The sequence below is a fragment of the Pseudomonas sp. NBRC 111143 genome (assembly GCF_001320965.1).
Taxonomy (GTDB): domain Bacteria; phylum Pseudomonadota; class Gammaproteobacteria; order Pseudomonadales; family Pseudomonadaceae; genus Aquipseudomonas; species Aquipseudomonas machongensis.
The window spans coordinates 32,601-59,218 of the sequence record NZ_BCBT01000004.1 but is presented as its reverse complement, the minus strand read 5'-3'; the positions used below and the strand labels follow the sequence as shown (position 1 = coordinate 59,218).

The following is a 26,618-nucleotide window of genomic DNA, read 5'->3' as shown; positions in this document are numbered from 1 at the left end:
TTCCAATGCCTCATCAAACCGAACACACCGCCTCCTACTACGCCGCCACGGCCCGTGCCACGGCGCCCTACCCCGAACTCGAAGGCGAGTTGAGCGCCGACGTGTGCGTGGTCGGCGGCGGCCTGACTGGCGTCAACACCGCGCTGGAGCTGGCCGAGCGTGGCCTGTCGGTGATTCTCCTGGAGGCCCGCCGCATCGGCTGGGGCGCCAGTGGGCGCAATGGCGGGCAACTGATCCGCGGTATCGGCCATGACGTCTCGGGCTTTGCTCGCTACGTGGGCCAGGACGGCGTGCGTTACCTCAAGCAGGCAGGGCTGGACTCGGTCGAGCTGGTGGCCAGGCGCATCGAGCAATACGGCATCGAGTGCGACCTGCGCTGGGGCTTCTGCGAGCTGGCCAACACCCCGGCGCAGTTTGCGGCGTTCAACGACGAACTGCAGGACCTGGCCGAACTGGGCTATCGCCATGAAACCCGGCTGGTCGCCCCAGCGCGCATCCACGACATCGTCGCCAGCGACCAGTACGCCGGCGGTCTGGTGGACATGGGCTCCGGCCACCTGCACCCACTGGACCTGGTACAGGGCGAGGCCCGCGCCGCCAGCAGCCTTGGCGTGCGAATCTTCGAGCAGAGCGCTGTGCAACGCATCGAACACGGGCCCACCGTCACCCTGCACTGCGCACGCGGCAAGGTACGGGCCAAGAGCCTGGTGCTGGGGTGCAATGCGCACCTGGACGAGCTGGAGCCGCGCTTGACCGGCAAGGTGCTGCCCGCCGGCAGCTACGTGGTGGCGACCGAACCGTTGCCCGAGGCTCTGGCGCGCAGCCTGATTCCGCAGAACATGGCGCTGTGCGACCAGAAGGTCGGCCTTGACTACTACCGCCTGACCGCCGACCGCCGCCTGCTGTTCGGTGGCGCCTGCCACTACTCCGGTCGCGACCCGAAGGACATCGCCGCCTACATGCGCCCGAAAGTGCTGAAGGTGTTCCCGCAACTGGCCGATGTGCGCATCGACTTCCAGTGGGGCGGCATGATCGGCATCACCGCCAACCGCTTCCCCCAGGTCGGCCGCCTGAGCCAGCATCCGAACGTGTATTACGCCCAGGGTTACTCCGGGCATGGCCTGAACGTGACCCACTGGACCGCCAAGCTGTTGGCCGAGGCCATCGCCGTCGGCCACAGCCAGGGCCTGGATATCTTCAGTGCCGTACCGCACCTGACCTTCCCCGGCGGCAAGGCCCTGCGCTCGCCGCTGCTGGCCCTGGGGATGTTGTGGTATCGCGTGCGGGAGGTGCTGGGATGATTAAAGGATGGTTTGCAGGCCCTGATTTCATGTGGGAATTCACATCACAGAACCAAGGACGCCTACCAACCCATCTGCAAACTGGCCAATCGCCAAGCACCTGCTAGCGTTGATCTGGCCTCCCCCTCAATGGACGCTACCGATCATGAAACCGCTGCCTCGCGCCACCCTGCTGTGCGCTGCCGTGCTTGCCCTGGCCGCCTGTTCCAGCAACCGCGTCGATCCGAGCCAGTATTCCGGGTTTCTCAAGGACTACAGCCGGCTCAAGCCGGCGGAAAGTGCTTCCGGGGCACCGGTAATGCGCTGGATCGACCCCGGGATCAAGGCCAGCCAGTATCGACAGGTCTATATCGAGCCCAGCCAGTTCTACCCCAGACCACAACCCACAGCGGTGATCTCGGCGCAGACCCTGCAAGCGATCACCCGCTACTTCGACGACGCCATGCGCAGGGAACTGGGCAGCGTGCTGACGGTGGTCAGCGCTCCAGGCCCGGGAACGATCGTGGTACGCCCGGCGATCACCGCGGTGTCAACCAAGACCGAGGGGCTCAAGCCCTATGAAGTGGTGCCCATCGCCCTGGTGGCCGCAGCGGTGAACACTGCGGCCGGTGGTCGTGACCAGGAAGTGGACATCGCCGTGGAGGCGGCCTTCCTCGACGGCGCCAACCAGAAGGTGCTGGCCCAGGTGGTGCGCAAGGGCACCGGCGAGGCGCTGGAGAACGACACCGCACAGCTCAAGCTGGAGAACGTCAAGCCGGTGCTCGATGGCTGGGCCAGCGACATGCGTCGTAGCGTCGTGGAACTGCGCAAGAAGGGCCAGTAAACGGCGTCGGATCAGTCTTTCGCCACAGGCATGCCCGAGGTTTCAGTCGTGGTCTGGGCGGTGGCAACCGCGCCCGGGCTGCGGCTGATCACCGCCAGCCGGTCCCTGTCGAGCTCGCCCTCCCAGGCTGCAACAGCCAGGGGCGCGACCGCATTGCCGATGATGTTGGTCAGCGACCGGCATTCGGCCATGAAGCGGTCGCCGCCCAGGATCAGCACCATTGCCGCGACCGGTACGGCCGGCACCACCGCAAGGCTTGCGGCCAGCGCAACGAAACCCGCGCCGACAGGCCGTATCAGGCGTGCAGCAGGAACGGCAGGGCGTGCTCGAGCAAGGCTTGCGGGGCTTCTTCAGGAATGTAGTGACCACAGGGCAACTCGCTGCCGCGCACGTCCTCGGCACAGGCGCGCCATTCCTTGAGCGGTTCGAAGCACTTGCCGATGACGCCGTCACGACCCCACATCACCAGCAGCGGGGTCTTGAGCGTGTTCCCGGCATCGATATCGGCCTGGTCATGCTCCAGGTCGATGCCTGCAGCCGCCCGATAGTCTTCGCACACGCCACGCGCTGCGCCCGGTAGCGACAGGCAACGACGGTACTCGGCGAACGCCTCGTCGGTGAAAGGCGCAAGGCCGGCACTGCGTCCGCCCATGACACTGCGCAGGTAGCCTTCCGGGTTGGCTTCGATGAGGGTTTCAGGCAGTGGCGCCGGGCGAATGAGGAAGAACCAGTGCCAGTAGGCACGGGCGAAGGCTTCGTTGGTCTGGCGATACATTGTCAGGGTTGGCGCGATGTCCAGCAGCACCAGGCGGGACAGGCGCTGGGGATGGTCGAGCGCCAGGCGGTGCGCGACCCGCGCGCCGCGGTCGTGGGCCATCAGGGCGAATTGCTCGAACCCCAGGGCATGCATGAGCCCGACCATATCTGCGGCCATGCGGCGCTTGGAATACGCCTCATGCCGGTCGTCGGCCTCAGGCTTGGCCGAATCGCCGTAACCGCGCAGGTCGGCAGCGACCACAGTGAACTGCTCGGCCAGCTTTTCGGCCACCTTGTGCCAGATCACATGGGTCTGAGGGTGGCCGTGCAACAGCAGCAACGCCGGCCCCTTGCCGCCGATACGGTAGGCGATCTCGATACCTTCGACGTGCTGGAAGGCTTTCTTGAAACCCTGGAACATGCCAATCACTCCGTTCGTGTGCACTCAGGTCGCAAGGCGACCCTTCAGGTGCCGAGCATAGCTGCGGCACCGAAGGCATCAAGAACACAAATGCAGAGCGAAGCAACACGAATCGTGAAGCATGGCCTCAGGCAAAGAAGCCGTAGAAAATCGCAGACAAGGTGATCAACCCCACCAGCACGACGAACACGTTCGACAGCGCGCCCGAATACTTGCGCAGCGAAGGCACCTTGCGCACGGCATACATCGGCATCAGGAACAGCAGGCACGCCAGCACTGGGCCACCGAGGCTTTCGATCAGGCCGAGGATGCTCGGATTGAGGGTCGCCACGATCCAGCAGCCCAGCACCATGAACAGCGCGGTCACCCGCTCCAGGCGTTTGGCCGACCAGCTTTTACCGCGGCTGCGCAGGCTCTTGACGATCATGCCCTGGAAGCCTTCGCTGGCACCGATGTAATGACCCAGGAACGACTTGGTGATCGCCACCAGGGCAATCAGGGGTGCGACGAAGGCGATGACCGGCGTCTGGAAGTGGTTGGCCAGGTACGACAGGATCGAGATGTTCTGCACCTTGGCCGCTGCCAGGTCGGCAGGGCTCAGGGCCAGTACGCAACTGAAGCAGAAGAACATCACCGTCAGCACCATCATCACGTGGGCGCTGGCCAGGGTACGGCCGCTCTTGCGGTCGGCATCGGCGCCGTAGCGATGCTTCTGGTCAACGGCGAAGGCCGAGATGATCGGCGAGTGGTTGAACGAGAACACCATCACCGGAATCGCCAGCCACAGGGTCAGCAGCAGCTTGGAGGTGCTCAGGCCTTCGCTGGCCTGGGCGAAGAAGGCGCCGTTCCAGTTGGGGATCAGGCTCACGGCCAGCAGCAGGAGCGAGGCGACGAAGGGGTAGACCAGCACGCTCATGACTTTGACGATGATCTGCTGGCCGCAACGCACCACCACCATCAGGCCGGCGATCAACAGCAGCGACAACAGCGCACGCGGCGGCGCGGTCACATGCAGTTGGTGCTCGAGGAAGCTGGTCAGGGTGTTGGTCAGGGCCACGCTGTAGACCAGCAGGATGGGGAAGATCGCCAGGAAGTAGAGCAAGGTGATGAGCTTGCCGGCACCCACGCCGAAATGCTCCTCGACCACCTCGGTGATGTCTTCGTTGCCGCCACGGCGCCCGGAAAGCACGAAGCGGGTCAGCGCACGGTGCGCATAGAAGGTCATCGGGAAGGCCAGCAGCGCGAGGATCAGCAGCGGCCAGAAGCCCCCTACGCCGGCGTTGATCGGCAGGAACAGGGTACCGGCACCGATGGCAGTGCCGTAAAGGCCCAGGGCCCAGGTGGTGTCGTGGCGGTTCCAGCTGCGCGTGGCTGTGGTCGAAGCCGGCGCAGCCGAATCCGCACGAACGGTCGTGGTGTTGTGTACATCAGTCATGGGTTTCGCCTTTGTAGTTGTTTTTGTTGCTCGGTGCAGCGGGTGTTGCAAATCGATTCAGGCTTGTTGAGTCGAATGCCTACAGCAGCGGGTTTGAACCCGCGAACTCAGCACTCGACAAAGGCAACGGCCAGGCCGCCGCGGGAGGTTTCCTTGTAGTTGGCGTGCATGTCCGCGCCGGTGTCGCGCATGGTGCGGATCACCCGGTCGAGGGAGATGAAATGCTCGCCATCACCCCGCAAGGCCATCTGCACGGCATTGATCGCCTTCACGGCGGCGATGGCGTTGCGCTCGATGCACGGCACCTGGACCAGACCGCCGACCGGATCGCAGGTCAGGCCGAGGTTGTGCTCCAGGGCGATTTCAGCGGCGTTTTCCAGTTGCGGCGGGGTGGCGCCGAGCACTTCGGCAAGGCCTGCAGCGGCCATGGAGCAGGCCGAACCGACCTCACCCTGGCAACCCACTTCGGCGCCGGAGATCGATGCGTTTTTCTTGCACAGGATGCCGACCGCCGCAGCGGCCAGCAGGAACGCCACCACGTCGTCGTCGCAGGCCGCGGGGTTGAACTTCATGTAGTAGTGCAGCACCGCCGGGATGATGCCGGCCGCGCCATTGGTCGGTGCCGTGACCATGCGCCCGCCAGCGGCGTTCTCTTCGTTGACCGCCAGCGCGAACAGGTTGACCCACTCCATCGCGCTCAGGGTCGAGCCGATCACGTTGGGCTTGCCCAACTCCTGAAGGCTGCGGTGCAGGCGCGCAGCGCGGCGCTTGACCTTGAGCCCGCCCGGCAGGATGCCTTCGTTGCGCAGGCCGTTATCGACGCATTCGCGCATGGCGGCCCAGATGCCCAGCAGGCCGCTGCGGATCTCGTGTTCGCTGCGCCAGGCGCGCTCGTTGGCCATCATCAACTGGCCAACGGTCAAGCCATGGGTCTTGCACAGCGCCAGCAGCTCGGCGCCTGAGGAAAACTCGTACGGCAGCTCGACGTGCACGTCGGCACTGGCCGGCGCATCGATTTCGGCCTGCTCGATGATGAAGCCGCCGCCAACGGAGTAGTAGGTCTGGGTCAGCAGGCTGCCCTGCCCGCCCAGTGCTTCCAGGCTCATGGCGTTGGGGTGGTAGTCCAGGCTCTCGTCGAGCAGGCGCATGTCGCGGCTGTACTGGAACGCCACCGGATGCGAGCCATCGAGCATCAGGAACTGCTCCTGCATCAACTGGTCGATGCGCGGCTCGATGCTGTGCGGGTCGATGCGGTCCGGCCACTCGCCCATCAGGCCCAGCAGGCAGGCGCGGTCGGTGGCGTGACCGATGCCGGTGGCCGACAGCGAGCCATACAGGCGCACCTCCACCCGCTGCACCTGGGCCAGCAGGCCATGTTCGCGCAGCCGTTGGGCAAAGGTGGCGGCGGCACGCATGGGCCCCACGGTGTGGGAGCTGGACGGCCCGATGCCGATCTTGAAGAGGTCGAAAACACTGATAGCCATGCTAATGCCTGACCGCTGCGACGTTGTTTGCCGCTGCGCGGCCCTCCGGAAAAATTGATGGGTGCTGCGAATTTGCGCGATACTGCCGCGCTCGCCTGGCGATGACCAACGAAAATTCCTAAGCAAGCCTTTAGCAGGACTAAACAATGAAAGGGCAACTCAACGGTCAGGTATTCGTCTGGCTGCATGTGTTCTCCTGTGCGGCACGGCATCTGTCGTTCACCCGCTGTGCCGAAGAACTGCACATCACCCCCGGGGCGGTCAGCCAGCAGATGCGCCAGCTTGAAGAGCGCCTGGGCTTCGCCCTGTTCCTGCGCCGCGCCCGTGGTGTGGAGCTGACCGCCGAGGGGCAGCGCCTGGCGCAGACTGTCGCCGAGGCCTATGGCAGCATCGAAGCCGAATTGCTGCGCCTGGACGCGGGTGAAATTCGCGGCACCTTGCGCCTGCGCTCGATCCCTTCGTTCCTCGCCAAATGGCTGACCCCGCGCCTGCCTCGCTTCCAGCAGCGCTACCCGGACATCGAGCTGCGCCTGGTGGCCGAAGACAGCAAGCAAGCCCTGCATGACGGCGACTTCGACCTGGCGATCGACCTCAATGACGGCAGCTACCCCGGAATGCTCTCGACGCCGCTGCTGGACGAGCAGATCTTTCCGGTCTGCTCCCCCGCTCTGCTGCGCGGCCGCCCGCCGCTACACGGCCCAGCCGACCTGGTCCACTACCCGCTGCTGCACGACATCACGGCCTGGCGCGGCAGTTCGGAATACGCAGAGTGGGAGTTCTACCTGGAGGGCATCGGCGCGGGTGGCCTGAACGTGCGCCGCGGCCACACCTTCAACCGCAATCACCTGACCATCGAGGCGGCGATTGCTGGTATCGGCGTCGCGATTGCGCGCCGTACCTTGCTCAACGATGAACTGGAACGCGGCACCCTGATCGTGCCTTTCGGGGTGTCGATCCCCAATCACAAACGCTATGTGTTGCTCTATCCCCCCGGCGGCCTGACCCAACCCGGCGCCCGCGCGGTGCACGATTGGCTGGTGGAAGAAGCGCAGACCTTCCGGGCCCTGCATCCGCTGATGTAATACCTTGGAAGTTCACAAGCGTCGCAGTGGGGGCGCTTCCCCACTGCGCCCCCCCCTTTATCGGGGATCACCTGCGCAGCGCGTACTGGTTCACCGCCTTGGGCAGGCCAAGGTGCTCGCGCAGCGTGCTGCCCTGGTATTCGCGCCGAAACAACCCGCGCCGCTGCAGCAACGGCACCACTTCCTCGACGAACACCCGCGCGCCTGAAGGAAACATGTCAGGCATGATGTTGAAGCCATCTCCCGCCCCGGCCAGGAACCACTCGGCCAGGGTGTCGGCAACGTGCTCGGGCGTACCGACTGCCAGCCGGTGACCCACCAGTATGCGTCGCGACAACTGGCGAATGGTCAGGTTTTCGCGCCGGGCCAGGTTCAGTTGTGCCTCGAGAAAGCCATGGGAACCCTGCTCGAACGCAGCCACCGGGCCGATCCTGGCCCAGGGCAAGGGCGCATCCGGGTCCAGCTCGCGCGCATCGATACCGATGCGTCCGGCCACTTGCTGCAACAGGCCATGCTCGCCATGCCAGGCGTTGAGCTCGTCGAAACGCGCATGGGCCTCAGCCTCGGTGCTGCCGATCACCGTCGACAGGCCGGGCATGATCTTCAGGTGCCTCGGGTCTCGCCCCCAGGCCTTGGCGCGGGCTTTCATCTCCCGGTAGAAGGCCTGCCCGTCAGGTAAGGTGGTCTGGGTGGTGAAGATCGCATCGGCATAGCGCGACCCCAGCGCCTTGCCGCCTTCGGAAGAACCGGCCTGGACCAGGACCGGACGCCCCTGGGGCGAGCGCGGCAGGTTCAGCGGACCCTTGACCTGAAAGTGCCGGCCCTTGAAGTCGACGGTATGGACCTTGTCCGGTTCGGCGAAGCGCCCCCCTGCCCGGTCCCCGATCACTGCATCCTCTTCCCAGCTGTCCCACAGCTTGAGCGTCACCTCGAGAAATTCCTCGGCGCGGCCATAGCGATCGACATGCAGCGGCGCACCCGCCAGGCCAAAATTCTGCGCGGCCGCGTCGCTGGCGTTGGTGACCACGTTCCATGCGGCGCGCCCACCACTGATGTGGTCCAGAGAGGCGATGCGCCGGGCCAGGTTGAACGGTTCGTTGTAGGTGCTCGAACAGGTGGCGATCACCCCAATGCGCTCGGTGGCAGCGGCCACGGCGGTCAGCAGCAGGGTCGGCTCCAGCCGCCCGCCCGGCTGGCTGGCGACATCGCCGGGCAGTGCCGGGCCATCAGCGAGAAAGATCGCATCCAGGCAGCCCTTTTCCGAAAGCCGGGCGATATCACGGTAGTAGGCGACATCGACATACGCGTCGATGGCCGCCTCGCCCTGGCGCCAGGCCGCAGCATGGGCGCCGAACCCGAGGATGTTCATGCCCAGGCTCATCTGCGCTTGATCTGTGCTCATGAGGCTCTCCCCGCACTCAGAATCGGAAGGCAACGCCAGTGGTCACGTTGAACGCGTCCCCTGGGTAGAAATTCGCAGAGTCGCGCCCGCCCGCGTCATAGGCGGTGTTGGTGGCGCTGGCATAGCGCTGGTTGGTGAGGTTGCGCAGGTCGGCGAACACCTCCCACTTGCGGCTCGGCGCCTGGTAGCCGAACTTGGCGCCCCACAGCAGGTACGACGGCGTCTGCCAGGTGTTGGCGTAGTCGATGTAGTAGCTGGACGCGGCACGCAGATTGAGCGAGGCGTAGAACCCGCTTGCCTGGCGATAGGCGAGCTCGGCCTGGTAGACCTGACGCGGCAGGCCGGGCAGTTGGTTGTCGCCGAAGCGTTCGTCGTGGCGGTACTTGAAGTCGTTGAGGGTGTAGGCCTGGCGCAGGTCGAGGGTGTCGCCGTTGGCACCGGTCCACAGCAAGGCATTGAGCCCCGCTTCGATGCCTTGATGAAGGGTCGGGCTGGCATTGGAGGTGGCCGTGAGCTGGTCCTGGGTGGCGGTTGCCTGTTGCACGACCACGGTCAACAGCTCTTTCTGCACCCAGGAGCGGTACAGGGTCAGGCTGCCATCGAAGATCCCATGGCTGCCGCGTACCCCCACCTCGAAGGTCGTGGCCTTCTGCGGCCGGACATCGTAGAGGAATGGATTGCTGGTGCTGCCCAATTGCCAGGTCACCGGCGGGTCGATGCTGCGGCTGACGTTGCTGAACAGCTGGAATTCGGGATTGATCTGGTAGCGCAGTCCCAGCCGCGGCGCCAGGTCGTTCTCGACGTATTCGACGCGGGTGGGGAAGTTGCTGGGGTTGGCCGCGGTCAGGGTACTCGCCTCGATCTCGCCCTTGCGACGGATGTTGACGAACGACAGCCCCGACGACAACCACAGGTCATCGGCCAGTTGCAGCTCGTTGGCCAGTGTCAGCACGGTATCGCGCGAGCCGGTGTAGTTGGTTTCCTGGGTCTTGAGCCCGGTGGCGCGGCTGTGCGCCTTGACATCGGCCAGGTAGGCGCGGGTGTTGCTGAAGATCACGCTGCTGTCACTGGGCAGCCCGAGGAAGGTGTCGCCGGTACGCAGGTAGCGCAGGGTCAGGTTGATATCCTTCGAGCGCCAATCCTGCGGCGCCAGGGCATAGCGCCAGCCATTGAGCAGCGGGTAGTTGTTGTACGACGCGCCGACTTCGAGCCTGGCGCCATCGTCGAAGGTGTAGGTGGTCTTGTTGCCGATGAAAGTGGTGCCGTCCTTGCGCCGCCCGGTGGGCACCAGGTTGCTGCGCGGGTCATGCTTGAGCTGTGCGCGGGTCAGGGTGTTGCCGTTGATCAACTGCTCTTCGCGGTACTTGAAGAACATGCGGGTCTGCAGCTTGGGGCTGAACACGTGGCCGAAGTTGGCGGCTATGCCGCGACCTTCGTTACTGGCGTGATCCTGGTAACCGTCGCGCTCGTTGTGCAGCACGTTGATGTAGTAGTCGCTGTCGCCCACCACACCGCCCGTGCTCAGCTGCTGCTTGCGGTAGCCATAGCTGCCGACCTCGAAGCGTGCATAGTTGCCAGGGTCGGTACGGCCGGTCTTGCTGACCATGTTGATCGCCCCGCCCAGTGCCAACGCGCCGTACTCGTAAGCGTTGGCGCCGTAGAGCACCTCGGTGTGATCCACCGCCTGCATGTCGAGGAAGTCTTCCTGGGTGCCACCGGGGCCGGTGATCGGCAGGCCGTCGAAGAGAAACTTGGTGCCCAGTACATAGCCTTGGTAGAAGGTGTTGAGCCCCGAGCCGCGGATCGAGATCTTGTTCGCAGCCGTGCCGCTGGTGCCCTGGGCGAACACACCGGGCTGCAGCGCCAGTACGTCCTCGGCGTTGGCCGCACGGCCCTGCTCGACTTTGCGGTTGTCGACCACCGCCGTATTGCCAGCAACCTTGTGCAGGCGCTTCTGGTCCTGCTGGGCGCCGGTTGCCGCGGCGCCGGTGACCGTCACCGTGCCCAAGGTGGATTCCTCGGCGGCCAGCGTTGCCGGGCTGAAGGCAGCCAGTAACAACGGCAGGCTGGCGGCGGTCACCAGACTGAAACGCGGCTGAGTGGAAAATCGAACTTTCGCACGCACTACTGATACTCCCCATTTATATATAAGGCCGTGTTTCGCTGTTGTTCACGAAGTACGGTCGGGCATTCAAATGGGGTTATTGCAGTTGTTGTGCCAAGGCACTGAATATACTATTTCAGCGATTCACGTGTTGGAGGACAGGCTATTTGTGCAACCCACTGTTCAATAAACAACAGTTCAAGGCCACACCAGGAACTTCAGCTGTGATTCGGGTATTTCGATATAACGACCGCTGTTCGAAACTCAACAACCGGTCAACAGAAGTTCTCTGGGAACACACAACGTTCAATCCTTCGCGCGCTGTATTGGGCGTTCCGGCGCTTTCGCGGGCAGTCGAGGCGCCAAACCGCCGCCCCTGCAGCAGGTGGTGACCTGTCTGCAGGGGCGGGTTCATCAATCAACGCTGCTCGAACACCGGATACGACGCCTGCTCGATCGCTGCCATGGCCTGCGCCTCGGTCATCACACCGGACTCGGCCAGGATCGCCAGCAGCGAGCGCCCTTCACGCACCGACTGACGCGCCAGCTTGCTGACCTGGGCATAACCCAGGCGCGGCACCAGGGCCGTCGCCACCGCCATCGAATCGGTCAAATGCGCCAGGTTGCGGGCTTCGTCAGCCTGGATGCCGGCCACGCACTTCTCACGAAAACGCTGGATGCCCTGAGTGAGCAAGGTGATGCTGTCGAACACCCGCGAGGCCACCACCGGCTCGAAATGGTTGATCTCGAGCTCGCCGTACTGCACTGCCTGAGCCACTGCCACATCGTTGCCAATGATCGCGAAGCTCAGCTGGATCATCGCCATCGGCAGCACCGGATTGACCTTGCCGGGCATGATCGAGGAGCCGGCCTGGGCTTCGGGCAGCTTGAGCTCGCCCATGCCGCCCACCGGCCCCGACGACAGCTTGGTCAGGTCGGCGGCGATTTTCGCCAGCGAGGCGGCGCAGGTACGCAGCTCACCAGATACGCGGCCGAACACATCCATGTTCTGCATCGCATCGAAGGGGTTGGCTGGCGCCTGGTAGGCGACACCGGTGATCGTCACCAGATGCCGGTAGACCGCCGCGCGGTAAGCCTTCGGCGCGCCGAAACCGGTGCCGATAGCGGTGCCGCCCAAAGGCAGTGTGTGCAGCTTTTCACGCACGGCGACCAGTTCGTCGGCCAGGCGGTGAGTCAGCGCGGCGTACCCCCCGAACAACTGCCCCAGGCGCATGGGCTGAGCGTCCTGCAGGCAGGTGCGGCCCAAGTGAAGGATATCGGCGAACTGCAGCGCCTTGGCATCGAACACCTGGGCCAGCAAGCGCACCTGCTCGATCAGCCCGGCAAGCATGGCGTGGGTGGCGATCTTCAACGCCGCCGGGTACACGTCGTTGGTGGACTGCGAGATGTTGACGTGGTCATTGGGGTGCACCACCTCGTAGCTGCCTGGCGCATGGCCGAGGAACTGTTGGGCGCGGTTGGCGATGACTTCGTTGAAGTTCATGTTGGTCGAGGTGCCGCCTGAGCCTTCCAGCAGATCGACGATCAGCGAGTCGTCACATGCACCGGCGATCACCGCCTGGCAGGCTTGGGCAATGGCGTCGGCCTGGGCCTGGGCGATCACCCCGCATTCATGGTTGGCCAGCGCTGCGGCCCACTTGCACTGGGCAAAGGCATCGCGAAAGGCCGGGTAATGGGCGATGCTCAGCGGCGACACGCTCAGGTTGTCGAAGCCGCGCAGCGAATTCACGCCATAGAGCTTGTCGGCAGCAATCCGCACTTCGCCCACATAATCCTGCTCGACGCGTGCATCGAGGCGATCAAAAGTACTCACGGGTATTTCCCTCATCGAATTTGACTAATGCCTCGACGCCCTTGCCCAGCGCCGCCAGGCGCGGCAGGAAGCCATCGAGGATGACAGCACGCGCCGACTCGCAGGCATCTGCGAAGAAGGCGCCGTATTCGTTGCGCCGCGCCACCAGGTAGAGCGAGCGCTCCAGGCTCAGCTCAGGGGTCAGGTGCGCGGTGACGTTGTCGACCCAGGGCATGGCCTGCAAAAAGCACATCGGGCTGGTCACCGCCCAGCCGATGCCTTCGGCGACCATCGCGGTCAGGGCGTCGGCGTTGTCCAGCTCCAGGCGGTTGGGCACCCGCACATTGAGGCCGCGCAGGTGCCGCTCGATCTGCAGGCCGACCTGCGACAGGCGATTGAAACGCACCACCGGCAGCACATTGGCCAGCGCCCGCACATCGTCGAGGCTGTGCAGCGCTCGCCCCAGCGCCTTGGGCGTAATCACGAAATAGCGCTCGGTGAACAAGCGATAGCGGATCACGTCGTTGGCGTCCATCAGCGGATCGCTGGTGACGATCAGGTCCAGGTCGCGGCGCAGCAACGACTCGCCCTGCTGCGGGCTGAGGCCGGTACGCACCGACAACTGCGTGACCTGGCCAAGCATCTGCCGGGTGAACATCGAGCCACAGGTAGCGGCGAAGGAATCGACCAGGCCAATGCGCAGGTCGGGTTTGACCCCGCGCCCGGCATCGAGCACCTGCGCCTTGAGGTTGGACAGCTCCTCGCTGAGCAGCGCGCCTCGGTTGCGCAGGGCCAGGCCGAACGTAGTCAGGGTCAGCGGCCGCGTGGTGCGGTCCACCAGCACCACGCCAAGATCGTCCTCCAGCTGGCGTACCAGCTGCGATACCCCGGATTGGGAGATGCCCATGCGACTGGCCGCACCGGACATGCTGCCCTCCTCGGCCACAGCGATGAACACCTGGACCGCGTACATGTCGATGAGTCTGTTGCCAGGCATGCTCAAGCTCCCGTGTGGGTGATCAATGGGCGTTCAACGGCCGCTCTTCAGGTTTGCCGTCGCCCTCCTCCGGCGTGACCGCCGCCAGGCGCTCCTGGCTGGTTTCCGGGGCGAACAGGTGGCAGAACACACCGCCAAACAGCAGCACCCCGACGCACACGCCCAGCGCCGTATGCACCCCCAGATGCTGCACGGCGATCGGCAACAGGAAGGTGGCGAACGCCGAGCCGAAGCGGCTGGCGGCCACGGCCAGGCCGATGCCCGAAGCACGCAGGTGGGTGGGGAACAGCTCCGGCGGGTAGACGAACTCCAGGTTGACCGCTGCCGCCAGCACGCACGCGAAGAAGCCGAACGCAATAATGGTGCCCAGCGCCCCGAAGTTGGCCCAGGCCAGTACGGCCAGGCCCACGGCGCTCAGGTAGAAGGTGCCGATCAGGAAGCTGCGGCGCGAAATGCGGTCGATGATCAGCAGGCCGAACAGTGCGCCCAGCATCAGCAACACGTTGTAGACCAGCCCGCCGACGAACTTGTCCTGCACGTTCAATGCTTCGAGCACACGCGGCGAGAAGGTGCCCAGGGCGAAGAAGGGAATCACCTGGCAGGTGTAGAACACGCAACCGACCAGGGTGTTCTTGCGCCAGCGGCGGCTGAACAGCTCGCTGAAGCTGCCGCGTTGCTGCGCCGCTGCCGGTGGCGCGACGGGCAAGGTCACGTGCGCACCGAACTTGGCCTGGACGATGGCCAGCGCCTCTGCACTGCGACCGCGCGCCATCAGCCAGATCGGCGATTCCGGCACACCCAGGCGCAACGGCAGGATCAACAAGGCCGGCACACCGCTCAAGGCCAGCATCAGGCGCCAGGCGTCCGGGCCGATATCACGGATGGCGAAGCCCACCAGGTACGCGGCGACGTAACCTGCGGCCCAGGCGGCGGCCAGTACACTCAGTAAACGCCCGCGATAACGGCGTGGGGCGAACTCGGTGACCAGCGACTTGCTCACCACATAGTCGAACCCCAGCACCAGCCCGAGCAGCAGGCGCAGGGCCAGAAGTTGCTCGGGAGAAGTAACGAAGAACTGCGAAGCTGAAATAACCGCGAACAGCAACATGTCCCAGGCAAAGATACGGCGCCTGCCGAACTTATCGGCCAAGGGCCCTGCAAACAAACTGCCGAGAAACAGACCGGCCAGTGACGCCGCGCCGAGCAAACCCATCCATAGCGCATTCAATTGCAACGGCCCCGCTGCCATGCTGACCGCGATGCCGATAATCCCTAGCACGAATCCGTCACTGAATTGACCGCCCGTACCACTGAACACCGTCTTGATATGAAAACGGCTGAGTGGGAGGTCTTCGAACGAAACTTGGCTACTCATTCGTGTCTCCACTTGCTTCTTGTAGTTGTGAGCCGGCTCGGAGGGCCGGTTACGAATAAGTCTACGGTCACAACTTCAGCAAAACAGCAGGTGCACTGACAGTATCAAGAATGCTGATAGTGTAAGCCGCAATTGTTGATGAAGTCAGGCGGCCGATATGCGGTCGCTCGTCTGGCAATTGCTCGCAGGGGGAACTCTGGCCAATGGCCGCACCTCTTAATTGCATGCACGAGATCCCTTGGGCTGTGATGCTTCTGGAGGACTGATCATGCGTTATTCACTGCTTGTTCCGGCACTGCTGCTGTGCATTCCCGCAGGGTCCGCCCTGGCCCGTGTCGACGCGGGCGATGTGGCCACCTCGGCAGGGGTTTCTGCTTCGCTCTACTCCACATTCAAGGATGACAAACGGATCATTCCGGCGCGCGACGAGCTTTCTGCGTTCGTGGCCAGTGGCGGTGCGATTCGCGGGGCGTATGTGGAGTCGGCGCTGGAGCAGGTACGCCAGAGCCATCCAGGATTGCAGGCCAGTGATGAAGAACTGGCCAAGGCGCTGCTGTCGCAGGATGAGGTTGTCGCGGATCATTGATGACTGTGGTGTTCATTTCGCGGGCAAGTCGCAGCGGCGGTTCACAGCTGCGACGTGCCCGCGAAAAGGATACCCGTGGTCTCAGGCTTCTCCACGCCACTGCGAAGGGCTCACCCCAGTCTTGCGCCTGAACACTCTCGCCAATGCCGAAGGGCTCTGGTATCCCACCTCATCCGCCACCAGCGCCAGCGGCCTGCCCTCGCGGATACGCTTCTGCGCAAGCCCGATGCGCCAATCTGCCAGGTAATCCCCCGGGGTACTGCCCACCACCGCGCGAAAGTGCGCGGCAAAGCTCGCCCGCGACATCCCCGCCAAGGATGCCAGCGCCTCCACGCTCCAGTTGTGCGCAGGGGCGTCATGCATCGCCACCAGCGCCCGCGACAGGCGCTTGTCGGCCAGCCCGGCCAACATGCCCGAGGCCATCTGGCCATCGCCGAGCAACTGTCGCAACAGCTGGATCACCATCAGCTCGAACAACCGGTTGAGCACCAGTTCGCGTCCGCAATCATCGCCGAAGGCTTCGGTGAACAGCCAGTCGCTGCTGGCCTGCAACCCGGTCAGGGCGCTCAGCGGGCTGACCAGCGCGTCCGGCAATGCACGGGTCAGCGGATTGTCCGGGCCACCGGTGAACGCCAAGGTGGCGCAGACCAGTTCGGCATCGTCCGACTCGCTGGCCAGCAGTTGGTGGGTCTGCGGACGTATCAGCAAAATCAGGCTGGGTTCTTCCAGCACCTGCTCGTGCCCGGCCGGGCCTCTGAAGCGCAGGCGCCCGGCGCGCAGCAGATGCACATGACCACTGCGCTGCTCGCCATCGAAACGCGAGAGGCCGCAGAAGCCGCCCTGATGGAACGTCGAGGCGTTGAAGTCGAAATGGTTGAGCAGCGTGGCGAGGCGGTCCATGGCAGATCCATATTTAGACGATCAGTCGCATAAGCTGGACGATATGAACCCGAAAGGCAATTCCTGCTGGGTAATCTGTACCCAAGCTTGAACAGCAAGCTCCCACTCAGACAGGAGATTCACCATGACTCGCATTGCCGCCCTGACCATCGAACAAGCCCCTGAAGCCGCCCGCCCAGCCCTGCAAGGCGTGGAAAAAGGCCTGGGCTTCCTGCCCAACGCCTTCGCCACCATGGCCCACTCCCCAGCCGCACTCAACGGCTACATGGCCTTGGCCCAGGCCATGGGCAAGAACAGCCTGACCCCGGCCGAACGCGAGGTCGTGGCCCTGGCGGCATCCCAGGTCAATGGTTGTGAGTACTGCGTGGCTGCGCACAGCTTCTTCGGCGGTAAGTCGGGGCTGAGCGAGGCTGATATACAGGCAGCACGCGCCGGCACCCTGAATCCGGTAGCCGTGCTTGCCCGCGCGGTGACGCTGAATCGCGGCCAGGTGCCCGACGGTGTGCTGGCCGAGGTACGCGCCGGTGGGCTGGACAATGCGCGGATCGTCGATGTGATTGCCCAGGTGACGCTGCTGACCTTGACCAACTACCTGAACAATGTGGCGCGGACCGAAGTGGACTTCCCACCACGCGGCGCATGATCGGCCAAGAGCAGCAGCCCTCTCGCGGGACAAGCCGCGAGGGGGCTGCTCTGTCAGCGCACACTTTCAAAGAAAAGCCGAAAGTCTAACTTCCATAACGATGTTTTTCAGCCAAACCGCGTTAGCTAAGGTATCCCCATCGCCCATCGATACCCAAGGAACCCCCATGAAAGCCATCGTCTTCACCGAACACGGTCTGCCCATCGACAGCGCCCAAGCCCTGTTCGACAGCGAACTGCCCCGCCCCACCCCAGGCCCACGCGACCTGCTGGTGGAGGTCCAGGCCATTTCAGTCAACCCGGTCGACACCAAGATCCGCGCCGGCGCCGGCAAGACGGCCCCGCGGGTGCTGGGTTGGGATGCGGTCGGCACCGTCCGTGAAATCGGCACCGAAGTCACCCTGTTCCAGCCCGGTGACCAGGTCTATTACGCCGGAGCCATCGATCGCCCCGGCAGCAACAGCCAATTGCACCTGGTCGACGAACGCATCGTCGGCCACAAGCCACGCAGCCTGGACAACGCCAGCGCCGCAGCATTGCCGCTGACCTCGATCACCGCCTGGGAATTGCTGTTCGACCGATTGGGTGTCGTTGAAAACGCAGGCCACGGCCAGAGCTTGCTGATCATCGGCGCGGCCGGTGGCGTGGGTTCGATCCTGCTTCAATTGGCACGCCAGCTCACCGGCCTCACCGTGATCGGCACCGCCTCTCGCCCCGAAACCCGTCAGTGGGTGAGCGAGCAGGGCGCGCACCATGTGATCGACCACAGCCAGCCGCTGGTCGAGCAACTGAACGCCATCGGCTACCCCGAGGTCGACCTGGTGATCAGCCTGACCCACACCGACAGTCACTTTGCGCAACTGATCGCGGCGCTGCGCCCGCAGGGCAAGCTGGCGCTGATCGACGATCCGGCCAGCCTCGACGTGGTGCCGCTCAAGCGCAAGTCGCTGTCGCTGCACTGGGAACTGATGTTCACCCGTTCGCTCTATCAGACCAGCGACATGATCAAGCAGCACGAGTTGCTGGAGCGGGTGGCGAAGCTGATCGACGATGGTGTGCTCAAGACCACGCTGGGTGAGCATTTCGGCACCATCAATGCCGCCAACCTGCGCCGAGCCCACGCGCTGATCGAAAGTGGCCGGGCCAAGGGCAAGATCGTGCTGGAGGGGTTCGGGGACTGATTTCAGTCATGCGGTGAGGGGGTCGCGAGCACGTCGCAACGCCGCTGCCCTCCACTGCCACATGTGTCGCCATCGATAAACAGGCTCGACATATCATTCCGCGTGATAATGACCTTCGCGCCATTCGATTCGTTCCTGTAACGCAACACACTCATGATCCGCCCACTATCAATACAGTGGCGGAGTTCTCCATGGAATATTCATTCAAGGCCCTGCGCTATCCCCTCGCTGCCCTGGCAGTGGCGGTGATCAGCGCTTGCGGTAAAACCCCCGACGCCATGCAGGCTCCCGCCGCCCCCAAGGTGAGCGTGGCCAAGGTGATCGAGCAGCCGATCAACGAATGGGATGAGTTCACCGGACGCCTGGAAGCCCCGGAAACCGTGGAAGTCCGCCCGCGCGTCTCCGGCCAGATCGACCTGGTGGCCTTCACCGAAGGCGCTCAGGTCAAGAAAGGCGACCTGCTGTTCCAGATCGACCCGCGCCCGTTCCAGGCTGAAGTCCGTCGCCTCGAAGCCCAATTGCAACAGGCCAAGGCCACCGCCATCCGCAGCGCCAACGAAGCCCGCCGTGGCGAGCGCCTGCGCGACAGCAACGCCATCTCCGCCGAGCTTGCCGAATCGCGCACCAGCGCCGCCGCCGAGGCCCGCGCCGGGGTGGATGCGATCCAGGCCCAGCTCGACCTTGCCCGCCTGAACCTGAGCTTCACCCGCGTCACCTCGCCGATCAGTGGCCGCGTCAGCCGTGCCGACTTCACCGCTGGCAACATCGTCACCGCCGACGTCACCCCGCTGACCAGCGTGGTCTCCACCGACAAGGTCTACGCCTACTTCGACGCCGACGAGCGCGTGTACCTCAAGTACACCCAGCTTGCCCGCCAGGGCCAGCGCGGCCAGACCACCCCGGTGTACCTGGGCCTGACCAACGAGACCGGCAACCCGCACCTGGGCCAGATGAACTTCGTCGACAACCAGGTCAACCCGCGCACCGGCACCATCCGTGGTCGCGCCGTGTTCGACAACCGCGATGGCCAGTTCACCCCAGGCCTCTACGCCCGCCTCAAGCTGGTCGGCAGCGCCAAGTACGACGCCATGCTGATCAATGACGAAGCGGTCGGCACCGACCTTGGCAAGAAGTTCGTGCTGGTCATGGACAAGGACAACAAGGCCGCCTACCGCGCGGTGGAACTGGGTCCGAAGCTCGAAGGCCTGCGTATCGTGCGCAGCGGCCTGAGCAAGGACGACCGCATCGTGGTCAAGGGCCTGCAGCGTGTGCGCCCAGGCTCGCCGGTCACCCCGGAGGAAACCCCGATGGCCAGTGAAGAAACCCTCGCTACCCTCGCCCGTCAGCGCCAGGCGCTGGAAGCCAGCAATCCGGCACCGGCGGTGGCAGGTTCGAATGTGAAAGTCGCCAGTGCCCAGGCACCGCGCGGTTAAGGGACAACATCGATGAACTTCTCGAAATTCTTCATCACCCGCCCGATCTTCGCCGCCGTGCTCTCGCTCGTGCTGCTGATCGCCGGTGGCATCTCGCTGTTCCAGTTGCCGATCAGCGAATACCCTGAAGTGGTGCCACCGACCGTGGTCGTGCGCGCCAACTTCCCGGGCGCCAACCCCAAGGTAATCGGCGAAACCGTCGCCGCACCGCTTGAACAAGCCATTACCGGTGTCGAGAACATGCTCTACATGTCCTCGCAGTCCACCGCCGATGGCAAGCTGACCCTGACCATCACCTTCGCCCTGGGCACCGACCTGGACAACGCGCAGGTGCAGGTACAGAACCGCGTGACCCGGACCCAGCCCAAGCTGCCCGAGGAAGTGACGCGCATCGGTATCACCGTCGACAAGGCCTCGCCCGACCTGACCATGGTCGTGCACCTGACCTCGCCGGACCAGCGCTACGACATGCTCTACCTGTCCAACTACGCCATCCTCAACATCAAGGATGAGCTGGCGCGCCTGGGCGGTGTCGGTGACGTGCAGCTGTTCGGCATGGGCGACTACTCCCTGCGTGTGTGGCTGGACCCGAACAAGACCGCTTCGCGCAACCTGACTGCCAGTGACGTGGTCGCGGCGATCCGCGAACAGAACCGCCAGGTCGCCGCCGGTCAGTTGGGCGCACCGCCCGCCCCCGGCTCGACCAGCTTCCAGTTGTCGATCAACACCCAGGGCCGTCTGGTCAGTGAGGAAGAGTTCGAGAACATCATCATCCGCGCCGGCGCCGACGGCGAGATCACCCGCCTGAAAGACATTGCACGCGTCGAGCTGGGCTCCAGCCAGTACGCCCTCCGCTCGCTGCTGAACAACCAGCCGGCGGTAGCGATCCCGATCTTCCAGCGCCCTGGCTCCAACGCCATCGAGATCTCCGACGAAGTGCGGGCGAAGATGGCCGAGCTGAAGAAGGACTTCCCGGAAGGGATGGACTACAGCATCGTCTATGACCCGACCGTGTTCGTCCGCGGCTCGATCGAAGCGGTAGTGCACACCCTGTTCGAAGCCCTGGTGCTGGTCGTGCTGGTCGTGATCCTGTTCCTGCAGACCTGGCGCGCCTCGATCATCCCGCTGATGGCCGTACCGGTCTCGCTGATCGGTACCTTCGCGGTGATGCATCTGTTCGGCTTCTCGCTCAACGCCTTGTCGCTATTCGGCCTGGTCCTGGCGATCGGGATCGTGGTGGACGACGCGATCGTCGTGGTGGAGAACGTCGAGCGCAACATCGGCCTGGGCCTGCAGCCCATGGAGGCCACGCAAAAAGCCATGAGCGAGGTGACCGGCCCGATCATCGCCACCGCCCTGGTACTGTGCGCGGTATTCGTACCGGCGGCGTTCATCTCCGGCCTCACCGGGCAGTTCTACAAGCAGTTCGCCTTGACCATCGCCATCTCGACCGTGATCTCGGCGTTCAACTCGCTGACCCTGTCGCCGGCCCTGGCCGCGGTACTGCTCAAGGACCACCACGCGCCCAAGGACCGTTTCTCGCGGTTCCTGGAAAAACTGCTGGGCAGCTGGCTGTTCGCGCCGTTCAACCGCTTCTTCGACCGTGCCAGCAACAGCTACGTCGGTGGCGTACGCCGGGTCATTCGTTCCAGCGGCATCGCCCTGTTCGTGTATGCCGGCCTGATGGGCCTGACCTACCTGGGCTTCTCGTCCACCCCGACCGGCTTCGTCCCGGCGCAGGACAAGCAATACCTGGTGGCTTTCGCCCAGTTGCCTGACGCCGCAAGCCTCGACCGCACGGAGGCAGTGATCAAGCGCATGAGCGAAATCGCCCTCAAGCAACCAGGCGTTGCCGACTCGGTGGCCTTCCCGGGCCTGTCGATCAACGGCTTCACCAACAGCCCCAACAGCGGCATCGTGTTCACCCCGCTCAAGCCGTTCGATGAGCGCAAGGACCCGAGCCAGTCGGCACAAGCCATCGCCGCAGCGCTGAACGCGCAGTTCGCCGATATCCAGGACGCCTACATCGCGATCTTCCCACCGCCGCCGGTACAGGGCCTGGGCACCATTGGCGGCTTCCGTCTGCAGATCGAGGACCGCGGCAACCTGGGCTACGAGGCGCTGTACAAGGAAACCCAGAACGTCATCGCCAAGAGCCGCAGCGTGCCTGAGCTCGCCGGGTTGTTCACCAGCTACCAGGTCAACGTGCCGCAGGTCGATGCTGCCATCGACCGGGAAAAGGCCAAGACCCATGGCGTGGCGATCACCGACATCTTCGACACCCTGCAGGTCTACCTGGGCTCGCTGTACACCAACGACTTCAACCGCTTTGGCCGGACTTACCAGGTCAACGTCCAGGCTGAACAGCAGTTCCGTCTCGACGCCGAGCAGATTGGCCAGTTGAAGGTGCGCAACAACCTGGGCGAGATGATCCCGCTGGCGACCTTCCTCAAGGTCAGCGACACCTCCGGTCCCGACCGCGTGATGCACTACAACGGCTTCATCACTGCCGAAATCAACGGTGCCGCAGCCCCAGGCTACAGCTCTGGCCAGGCCGAGGCGGCGATCGAGAAGCTGCTGAAGGAGGAACTGCCCAACGGCATGACCTACGAGTGGACCGACCTGACCTACCAGCAGATCCTCTCGGGCAACACCGCGCTGTTCGTGTTCCCGCTCTGCGTACTGCTGGCCTTCCTGGTGCTGGCTGCCCAATACGAAAGCTGGAGCCTGCCACTGGCGGTGATCCTGATCGTACCGATGACCCTGCTGTCGGCCATCACCGGCGTGATCATTTCCGGGGGTGACAACAACATCTTCACCCAGATCGGCCTGATCGTACTGGTGGGCCTGGCGTGCAAGAACGCGATCCTCATCGTCGAGTTCGCCAAGGACAAGCAGGCCGAGGGCCTGGATCCGCTGGCCGCCGTGCTGGAAGCCTGCCGCCTGCGTCTGCGTCCGATTCTGATGACCTCGATCGCCTTCATCATGGGTGTGGTGCCGCTGGTGTTCTCCTCCGGTGCCGGTGCCGAGATGCGTCATGCCATGGGCGTGGCGGTGTTCTCGGGGATGATCGGGGTGACCGTGTTCGGCCTGTTCCTGACGCCGGTGTTCTTCAACCTGATCCGCCGTCACGTCGAACGTCGCCAGGCCCGCAAGGCCGAGCGAGTGCAAGCGCTGGAGAATCATGCATGAACCTGCTCAAACCCCTGACTCCTAGCCTTCTGGCGCTGGCCCTGGCGGCCTGCGCGGTGGGCCCGGACTACAAGACCCCAGACACCCAGCCTGCGCGTTTCGATACCGAAACGCCGGCCAAGGCGCTGGACCGCAGCCGCTTCGAAAGCAGCTGGTGGAAGCAGTTCGACGACCCGACCCTGAACCAGCTGGTGCAGGCATCGCTGCAGGGCAACCGTGACCTGCGCGTGGCCTTCGCCCGCCTCAAGGCCGCGCGCTCGATCCGCGAGGACGTCTCCAACGACGACCTGCCGGTGGTCACCAGCCGTGCCAGCAGCGACATCGGCAAGGGCCAGGTACCCGGCCAGACCGATCGCCGAGTGAACACCGAGCGCTACGACCTGGGCCTGGACATGGCCTGGGAGGTCGACCTGTTCGGCCGCATCCAGCGTCAGATCGAGGCCAGCAAGGCTCAGGAGGACGCCGCCGAAGCCGACCTGCAACAACTGCAGGTCAGCCTGATCGCCGAGCTGGTCGATGCCTACGGCCAACTGCGTGGCGCCCAGTTGCGCGAAAAGATCGCCCTGGCCAACCTCAAGACCCAGCAAGACTCGCGCAGCATCACCGTGACCCTGCGCGACACCGGGGTCGGCAACGAGCTGGATGTGGTGCGTGCCGATGCCCGCCTGGCGGCGGTCGAGGCCACCGTGCCGCAACTGCAGGCCGAGCAGGTGCGGGCACGCAACCGTATCGCCACCCTGCTGGGTGAGCGCCCGGACGCACTGAGCGTGGACCTGTCGCCCAAGCAACTGCCTGCAATCGCCAAGGCGCTGCCGGTGGGTGATCCGGGTGAACTGCTGCGCCGCCGTCCGGACATCCGCAGCGCCGAGCGTCAACTCGCCGCCGCCACCGCCAATGTGGGCGTCGCCACCGCCGACCTGTTCCCACGGGTCAGCCTGAGCGGCTTCCTGGGCTTCACCGCTGGGCGTGGGTCGCAGATCGGTTCGTCCGCTGCCAATGCCTGGGCACTGGGCCCGACCATCAGCTGGGCCGCCTTCGACCTGGGCAGCGTGCGTGCCCGCCTGCGCGGCGCCAAGGCCGACGCCGAAGGCGCGCTGGCGACCTATGAGCAACAGGTACTGCTGGCACTGGAAGAGTCCTCCAATGCGTTCAGCGACTACGGCAAGCGCCAGCAGCGCCTGCTGTCGCTGATCCGCCAGAGCGATGCCAGCGGCAAGGCGGCAGAACTGGCCTCGGTGCGCTACCGCGAAGGCACGGTGGATTACCTGGTGTTGCTCGATGCCGAGCGCGAAAAGCTTGCCGCCGAGGATGCCCAGGCCCAGGGCGAAGTCGAGCTGTATCGCGGCATCGTCTCGATCTACAAGGCCTTGGGTGGCGGCTGGCAGCCAGACACCGTGGCCAGCGTGAAGTAACCCTCACGCGATCCGTTGCAACGACTCCTTTGGTTGGTCCCTCCCCCAACCCTTTGCCCCGCCGACCTTGGTCCGCGGGGCTTTTTTTTGCAGCCCTGGCCGTGCGCACCGGCGTCAGGCTCATGACACCGCGCGGATCAATGCCAGGATGTCGTCCCGGCTTACCACCGTGCGGCTCAGCGCATTGTGAATGGTGAAGCCTTCGATCAGCGCATCCAGCGCCCGCGCGGTCTTCTCGTCGAAATGCACCTGCAGCGCCGCCCGCGAGCGGGCCATCCAGTCGTCCATGATGTAGGTGTAGTCGGGGTGGCGCGAGACGAAGGCATAGAGTTCGAAGATCAGCAGCATCTGCCCGGAAGCTTTCCACAGCTCGCCACAGATCAGGTCGGCCAGCAGTTCGCGGGCATGCTCGGCATCACGCGCATCGCCCAGGCGGGTGAAGTACTGATCGGCGATGCGGTTGGTCATCTTGACGAAGGCTGCCGCGACGATCTCCTGGATGGTGCTGAAGTGGTAGGTCATGGTCCCTGGCGAAACCCCGGCCTCGCTGGCGATGCGCCGGTAGGTGGCGCACACCGAACCGTCGCGCTGGAGCACCCGCAATGCAGCATCGATGATCTGTGCCTTGACGTCGCTGTCGCTGCTGTCCTGTTTACGCGGCCTTGCCATGGTGGTCTCTTGAGGTGGGTTCGCTGCAGAGCATACCAGTCAGGACGCTCGCCCGGCATGCTGCACGATCCGTGCAGCACAGCATTACGTTGGCTGCGTTGTTCCACGATTCGAACGGAATAAGCTGGACCCAGGCGCTTACCGTGACGCCTACGCCCATGACCATTCGATCGCGAGTGACAGCCATGCATCGCCCCAGAACGCTCTACGACAAGCACCTCGACGCCCACACCGTCTGCACCCTGGACGACCAGGGCCATGTGCTGCTGTACATCGACCGCCAAGTCGCCAACGAATACACCAGCCCCCAGGCATTCAGCGGCCTGCGCGAAGCCGGGCGGCAGGTCTGGCGCCCGGCCTGTACGCTGGCGGTGGTCGACCACGTCAACCCCACCGCCCCCGAACGCATCGCCACCATGCCTGACGCTGGCGGCGCACTGCAGGTCTCCTACTTCGAGCAGAACTGCCACGACTTCGGCATCGAACTGTTCGATGTGCTGGACAAGCGCCAAGGCATCGAGCACGTGGTGGCGCCCGAGCAAGGTTTCATCCTGCCCGGCATGGTGGTCGCTGCCGGCGACAGCCACACCACCACCTACGGCGCGCTGGGCGCCTTCGGTTTCGGCATCGGCACCTCGGAGATCGAGCACCTGCTGGCCACCCAGACCCTGGTCTACAAGCGCCTGAAGACCCTGCGCGTCACGGTGACCGGCGAGCTGGGCGCAGGCCTGGTCTCCAAGGACATCATCATGCAACTGATCCGCCGCATCGGTGCCTCCGGTGCGACCGGCTATGCCATCGAGTTCACCGGCCCGACCATCAGCGCCCTGAGCGTCGAGGCGCGCATGACCATCTGCAACATGGCCGTGGAAGCCGGTGCCCGAGGTGCCTTCATGGCGCCCGACCAGAAGGTCTACGACTACCTTGCCGACAAGCCCCGCGCGCCCAAGGGCGAACGCTGGGAGCAGGCAGTGCAGCGCTGGCGCGACACGCTGTTCAGCGACCCGGGCGCGCAGTTCGATCTTGAGGTTGCCCTCGATGTCGGCGAGCTGGCGCCCATGGTGACCTGGGGCACCAGCCCCGACCAGGCCGCCCCTATCGACCAGCAGGTGCCCGACCCGCTGCACGAACCTGACCTGATCCGCCGCCAGGACCTGCAACGCGCCTTGCGCTACATGGACCTGACACCCGGCATGCAGCTTGACCAGATCCCCATCAGCCATGCCTTCATCGGCTCGTGCACCAACGCCCGCATCGAAGATCTGCGCGATGCCGCCCGCGTGGTGCGCGGACGCCAGGTGGCGGCAGGGGTGCGCGCAATGATCGTGCCCGGCTCCACCCAGGTGCGTGAACAGGCCGAGCGCGAGGGCCTGGCGCAGCTGTTCGTCGATGCCGGTTTCGAATGGCGCCAGTCGGGCTGCTCCATGTGCCTGGCAATGAATGACGACGTACTCAGCCCCGGTGACCGCTGCGCGTCGAGCACCAACCGCAACTTCGAGGGCCGCCAGGGCGCCGGTGCACGTACGCACCTGATGAGCCCAGCGATGGTCGCCGCCGCAGCCGTCAGCGGCCACCTGGTCGATGTCCGCACTTTTTCCCTGGAGGCCTGA

At 64.6% G+C, this 26,618-nt stretch carries 20 protein-coding genes and 1 pseudogene; 10 read left to right on the top strand and 11 right to left on the bottom strand.

Annotation, left to right across the window (positions count from 1 at the left end; genetic code table 11):
* Window positions 1–5 precede the first annotated feature (5 nt).
* Both APH44_RS03505 and APH44_RS03500 read left to right on the top strand, forming a co-directional pair.
* The gene (locus tag APH44_RS03505; protein ID WP_054891310.1) at window positions 6–1,301 is read left to right on the top strand and encodes an FAD-binding oxidoreductase; all 1,296 of its coding nucleotides are present in this window, start codon (window positions 6–8) and stop codon (window positions 1,299–1,301) included.
* A 145-nt stretch (window positions 1,302–1,446) separates the two neighbouring features.
* Window positions 1,447–2,124 (top strand): DUF3313 domain-containing protein, encoded by a 678-nt coding sequence (locus APH44_RS03500; RefSeq protein ID WP_054891309.1) that lies wholly within the window; start codon window positions 1,447–1,449, stop codon window positions 2,122–2,124.
* A gap of 11 nt (window positions 2,125–2,135) precedes the next feature.
* Here the strand turns inward: APH44_RS03500 and APH44_RS03495 are convergent.
* From APH44_RS03495 to APH44_RS03480, 4 genes and pseudogenes are all read right to left on the bottom strand, one after another.
* Window positions 2,136–2,411: pseudogene (locus APH44_RS03495) on the bottom strand (C4-dicarboxylate transporter DctA); the annotation flags it as partial.
* Window positions 2,412–2,419: 8 nt separating this feature from the next.
* The gene (locus APH44_RS03490; RefSeq protein WP_054891307.1) at window positions 2,420–3,301 is read right to left on the bottom strand and encodes an alpha/beta fold hydrolase; all 882 of its coding nucleotides are present in this window, start codon (window positions 3,299–3,301) and stop codon (window positions 2,420–2,422) included.
* Between the two features lie 127 nt (window positions 3,302–3,428).
* The gene (locus tag APH44_RS03485) at window positions 3,429–4,736 is read right to left on the bottom strand and encodes a serine/threonine transporter (RefSeq protein ID WP_054891306.1); all 1,308 of its coding nucleotides are present in this window, start codon (window positions 4,734–4,736) and stop codon (window positions 3,429–3,431) included.
* A gap of 107 nt (window positions 4,737–4,843) precedes the next feature.
* The gene (locus tag APH44_RS03480; protein WP_054891305.1) at window positions 4,844–6,220 is read right to left on the bottom strand and encodes an L-serine ammonia-lyase; all 1,377 of its coding nucleotides are present in this window, start codon (window positions 6,218–6,220) and stop codon (window positions 4,844–4,846) included.
* A gap of 146 nt (window positions 6,221–6,366) precedes the next feature.
* Here APH44_RS03480 and APH44_RS03475 point away from each other — a divergent pair, with 146 nt between their 5' ends.
* On the top strand, window positions 6,367–7,302 hold the full coding sequence (locus APH44_RS03475) for a LysR substrate-binding domain-containing protein (RefSeq protein ID WP_054891304.1): 936 nt from the start codon (window positions 6,367–6,369) through the stop codon (window positions 7,300–7,302).
* A gap of 67 nt (window positions 7,303–7,369) precedes the next feature.
* Here the strand turns inward: APH44_RS03475 and APH44_RS03470 are convergent, their stop codons facing one another.
* The 5 genes from APH44_RS03470 to APH44_RS03450 form a co-directional block, all read right to left on the bottom strand.
* Window positions 7,370–8,704, bottom strand: a complete 1,335-nt coding sequence (locus tag APH44_RS03470; RefSeq protein ID WP_054891303.1) for an LLM class flavin-dependent oxidoreductase — start codon at window positions 8,702–8,704, stop codon at window positions 7,370–7,372.
* 16 nt (window positions 8,705–8,720) lie between these two features.
* Complete coding sequence (locus tag APH44_RS03465) at window positions 8,721–10,829, bottom strand: TonB-dependent receptor domain-containing protein (protein WP_054891302.1); 2,109 nt, start codon at window positions 10,827–10,829, stop codon at window positions 8,721–8,723.
* Window positions 10,830–11,226: 397 nt separating this feature from the next.
* Entirely contained in the window at window positions 11,227–12,642 is a 1,416-nt protein-coding gene (locus tag APH44_RS03460) for an aspartate ammonia-lyase (protein WP_054891301.1), read from the bottom strand.
* The gene (locus APH44_RS03455) at window positions 12,629–13,618 is read right to left on the bottom strand and encodes a LysR family transcriptional regulator (RefSeq protein WP_054891300.1); all 990 of its coding nucleotides are present in this window, start codon (window positions 13,616–13,618) and stop codon (window positions 12,629–12,631) included. Before APH44_RS03455 ends, APH44_RS03460 begins: the two co-directional genes overlap by 14 nt.
* 22 nt (window positions 13,619–13,640) lie before the next feature.
* Window positions 13,641–14,993, bottom strand: a complete 1,353-nt coding sequence (locus tag APH44_RS03450) for an MFS transporter (RefSeq protein WP_065862813.1) — start codon at window positions 14,991–14,993, stop codon at window positions 13,641–13,643.
* Between the two features lie 268 nt (window positions 14,994–15,261).
* On the opposite strand from APH44_RS03450, the gene APH44_RS03445 reads away from it, so the two are divergent.
* A complete protein-coding gene (locus APH44_RS03445) occupies window positions 15,262–15,579 on the top strand; it encodes a DUF2388 domain-containing protein (RefSeq protein WP_054891299.1) in 318 nt (105 codons plus the stop codon).
* An 81-nt stretch (window positions 15,580–15,660) separates the two neighbouring features.
* Here the strand turns inward: APH44_RS03445 and APH44_RS03440 are convergent, their stop codons facing one another.
* Window positions 15,661–16,479, bottom strand: a complete 819-nt coding sequence (locus APH44_RS03440; protein WP_054891298.1) for an AraC family transcriptional regulator — start codon at window positions 16,477–16,479, stop codon at window positions 15,661–15,663.
* A gap of 124 nt (window positions 16,480–16,603) precedes the next feature.
* On the opposite strand from APH44_RS03440, the gene APH44_RS03435 reads away from it, so the two are divergent.
* From APH44_RS03435 to APH44_RS03415, 5 genes are all read left to right on the top strand, one after another.
* Entirely contained in the window at window positions 16,604–17,122 is a 519-nt protein-coding gene (locus tag APH44_RS03435; RefSeq protein WP_054891297.1) for a carboxymuconolactone decarboxylase family protein, read from the top strand.
* A gap of 166 nt (window positions 17,123–17,288) precedes the next feature.
* The gene (locus APH44_RS03430; RefSeq protein ID WP_054891296.1) at window positions 17,289–18,302 is read left to right on the top strand and encodes a zinc-binding alcohol dehydrogenase family protein; all 1,014 of its coding nucleotides are present in this window, start codon (window positions 17,289–17,291) and stop codon (window positions 18,300–18,302) included.
* Window positions 18,303–18,493: 191 nt separating this feature from the next.
* Window positions 18,494–19,735 carry a multidrug efflux RND transporter periplasmic adaptor subunit MexE gene (mexE, locus tag APH44_RS03425; RefSeq protein WP_054891295.1) on the top strand — a complete coding sequence of 414 codons (1,242 nt, stop codon included), beginning with the start codon at window positions 18,494–18,496 and terminating at the stop codon, window positions 19,733–19,735.
* Between the two features lie 12 nt (window positions 19,736–19,747).
* Window positions 19,748–22,927, top strand: coding sequence for an efflux RND transporter permease subunit (locus APH44_RS03420; protein ID WP_054891294.1), 3,180 nt, complete (start codon window positions 19,748–19,750; stop codon window positions 22,925–22,927).
* On the top strand, window positions 22,924–24,339 hold the full coding sequence (locus APH44_RS03415) for an efflux transporter outer membrane subunit (protein ID WP_054891293.1): 1,416 nt from the start codon (window positions 22,924–22,926) through the stop codon (window positions 24,337–24,339). The genes APH44_RS03420 and APH44_RS03415 overlap by 4 nt, the downstream gene beginning before the upstream one ends.
* Window positions 24,340–24,459: 120 nt before the next feature.
* Here APH44_RS03415 and APH44_RS03410 read toward each other — a convergent pair whose 3' ends face one another.
* Entirely contained in the window at window positions 24,460–25,008 is a 549-nt protein-coding gene (locus APH44_RS03410; protein ID WP_054891292.1) for a TetR/AcrR family transcriptional regulator, read from the bottom strand.
* A gap of 185 nt (window positions 25,009–25,193) precedes the next feature.
* Between APH44_RS03410 and leuC the strand changes: the two genes are divergently transcribed.
* Complete coding sequence (leuC, locus tag APH44_RS03405) at window positions 25,194–26,618, top strand: 3-isopropylmalate dehydratase large subunit (protein WP_054891291.1); 1,425 nt, start codon at window positions 25,194–25,196, stop codon at window positions 26,616–26,618.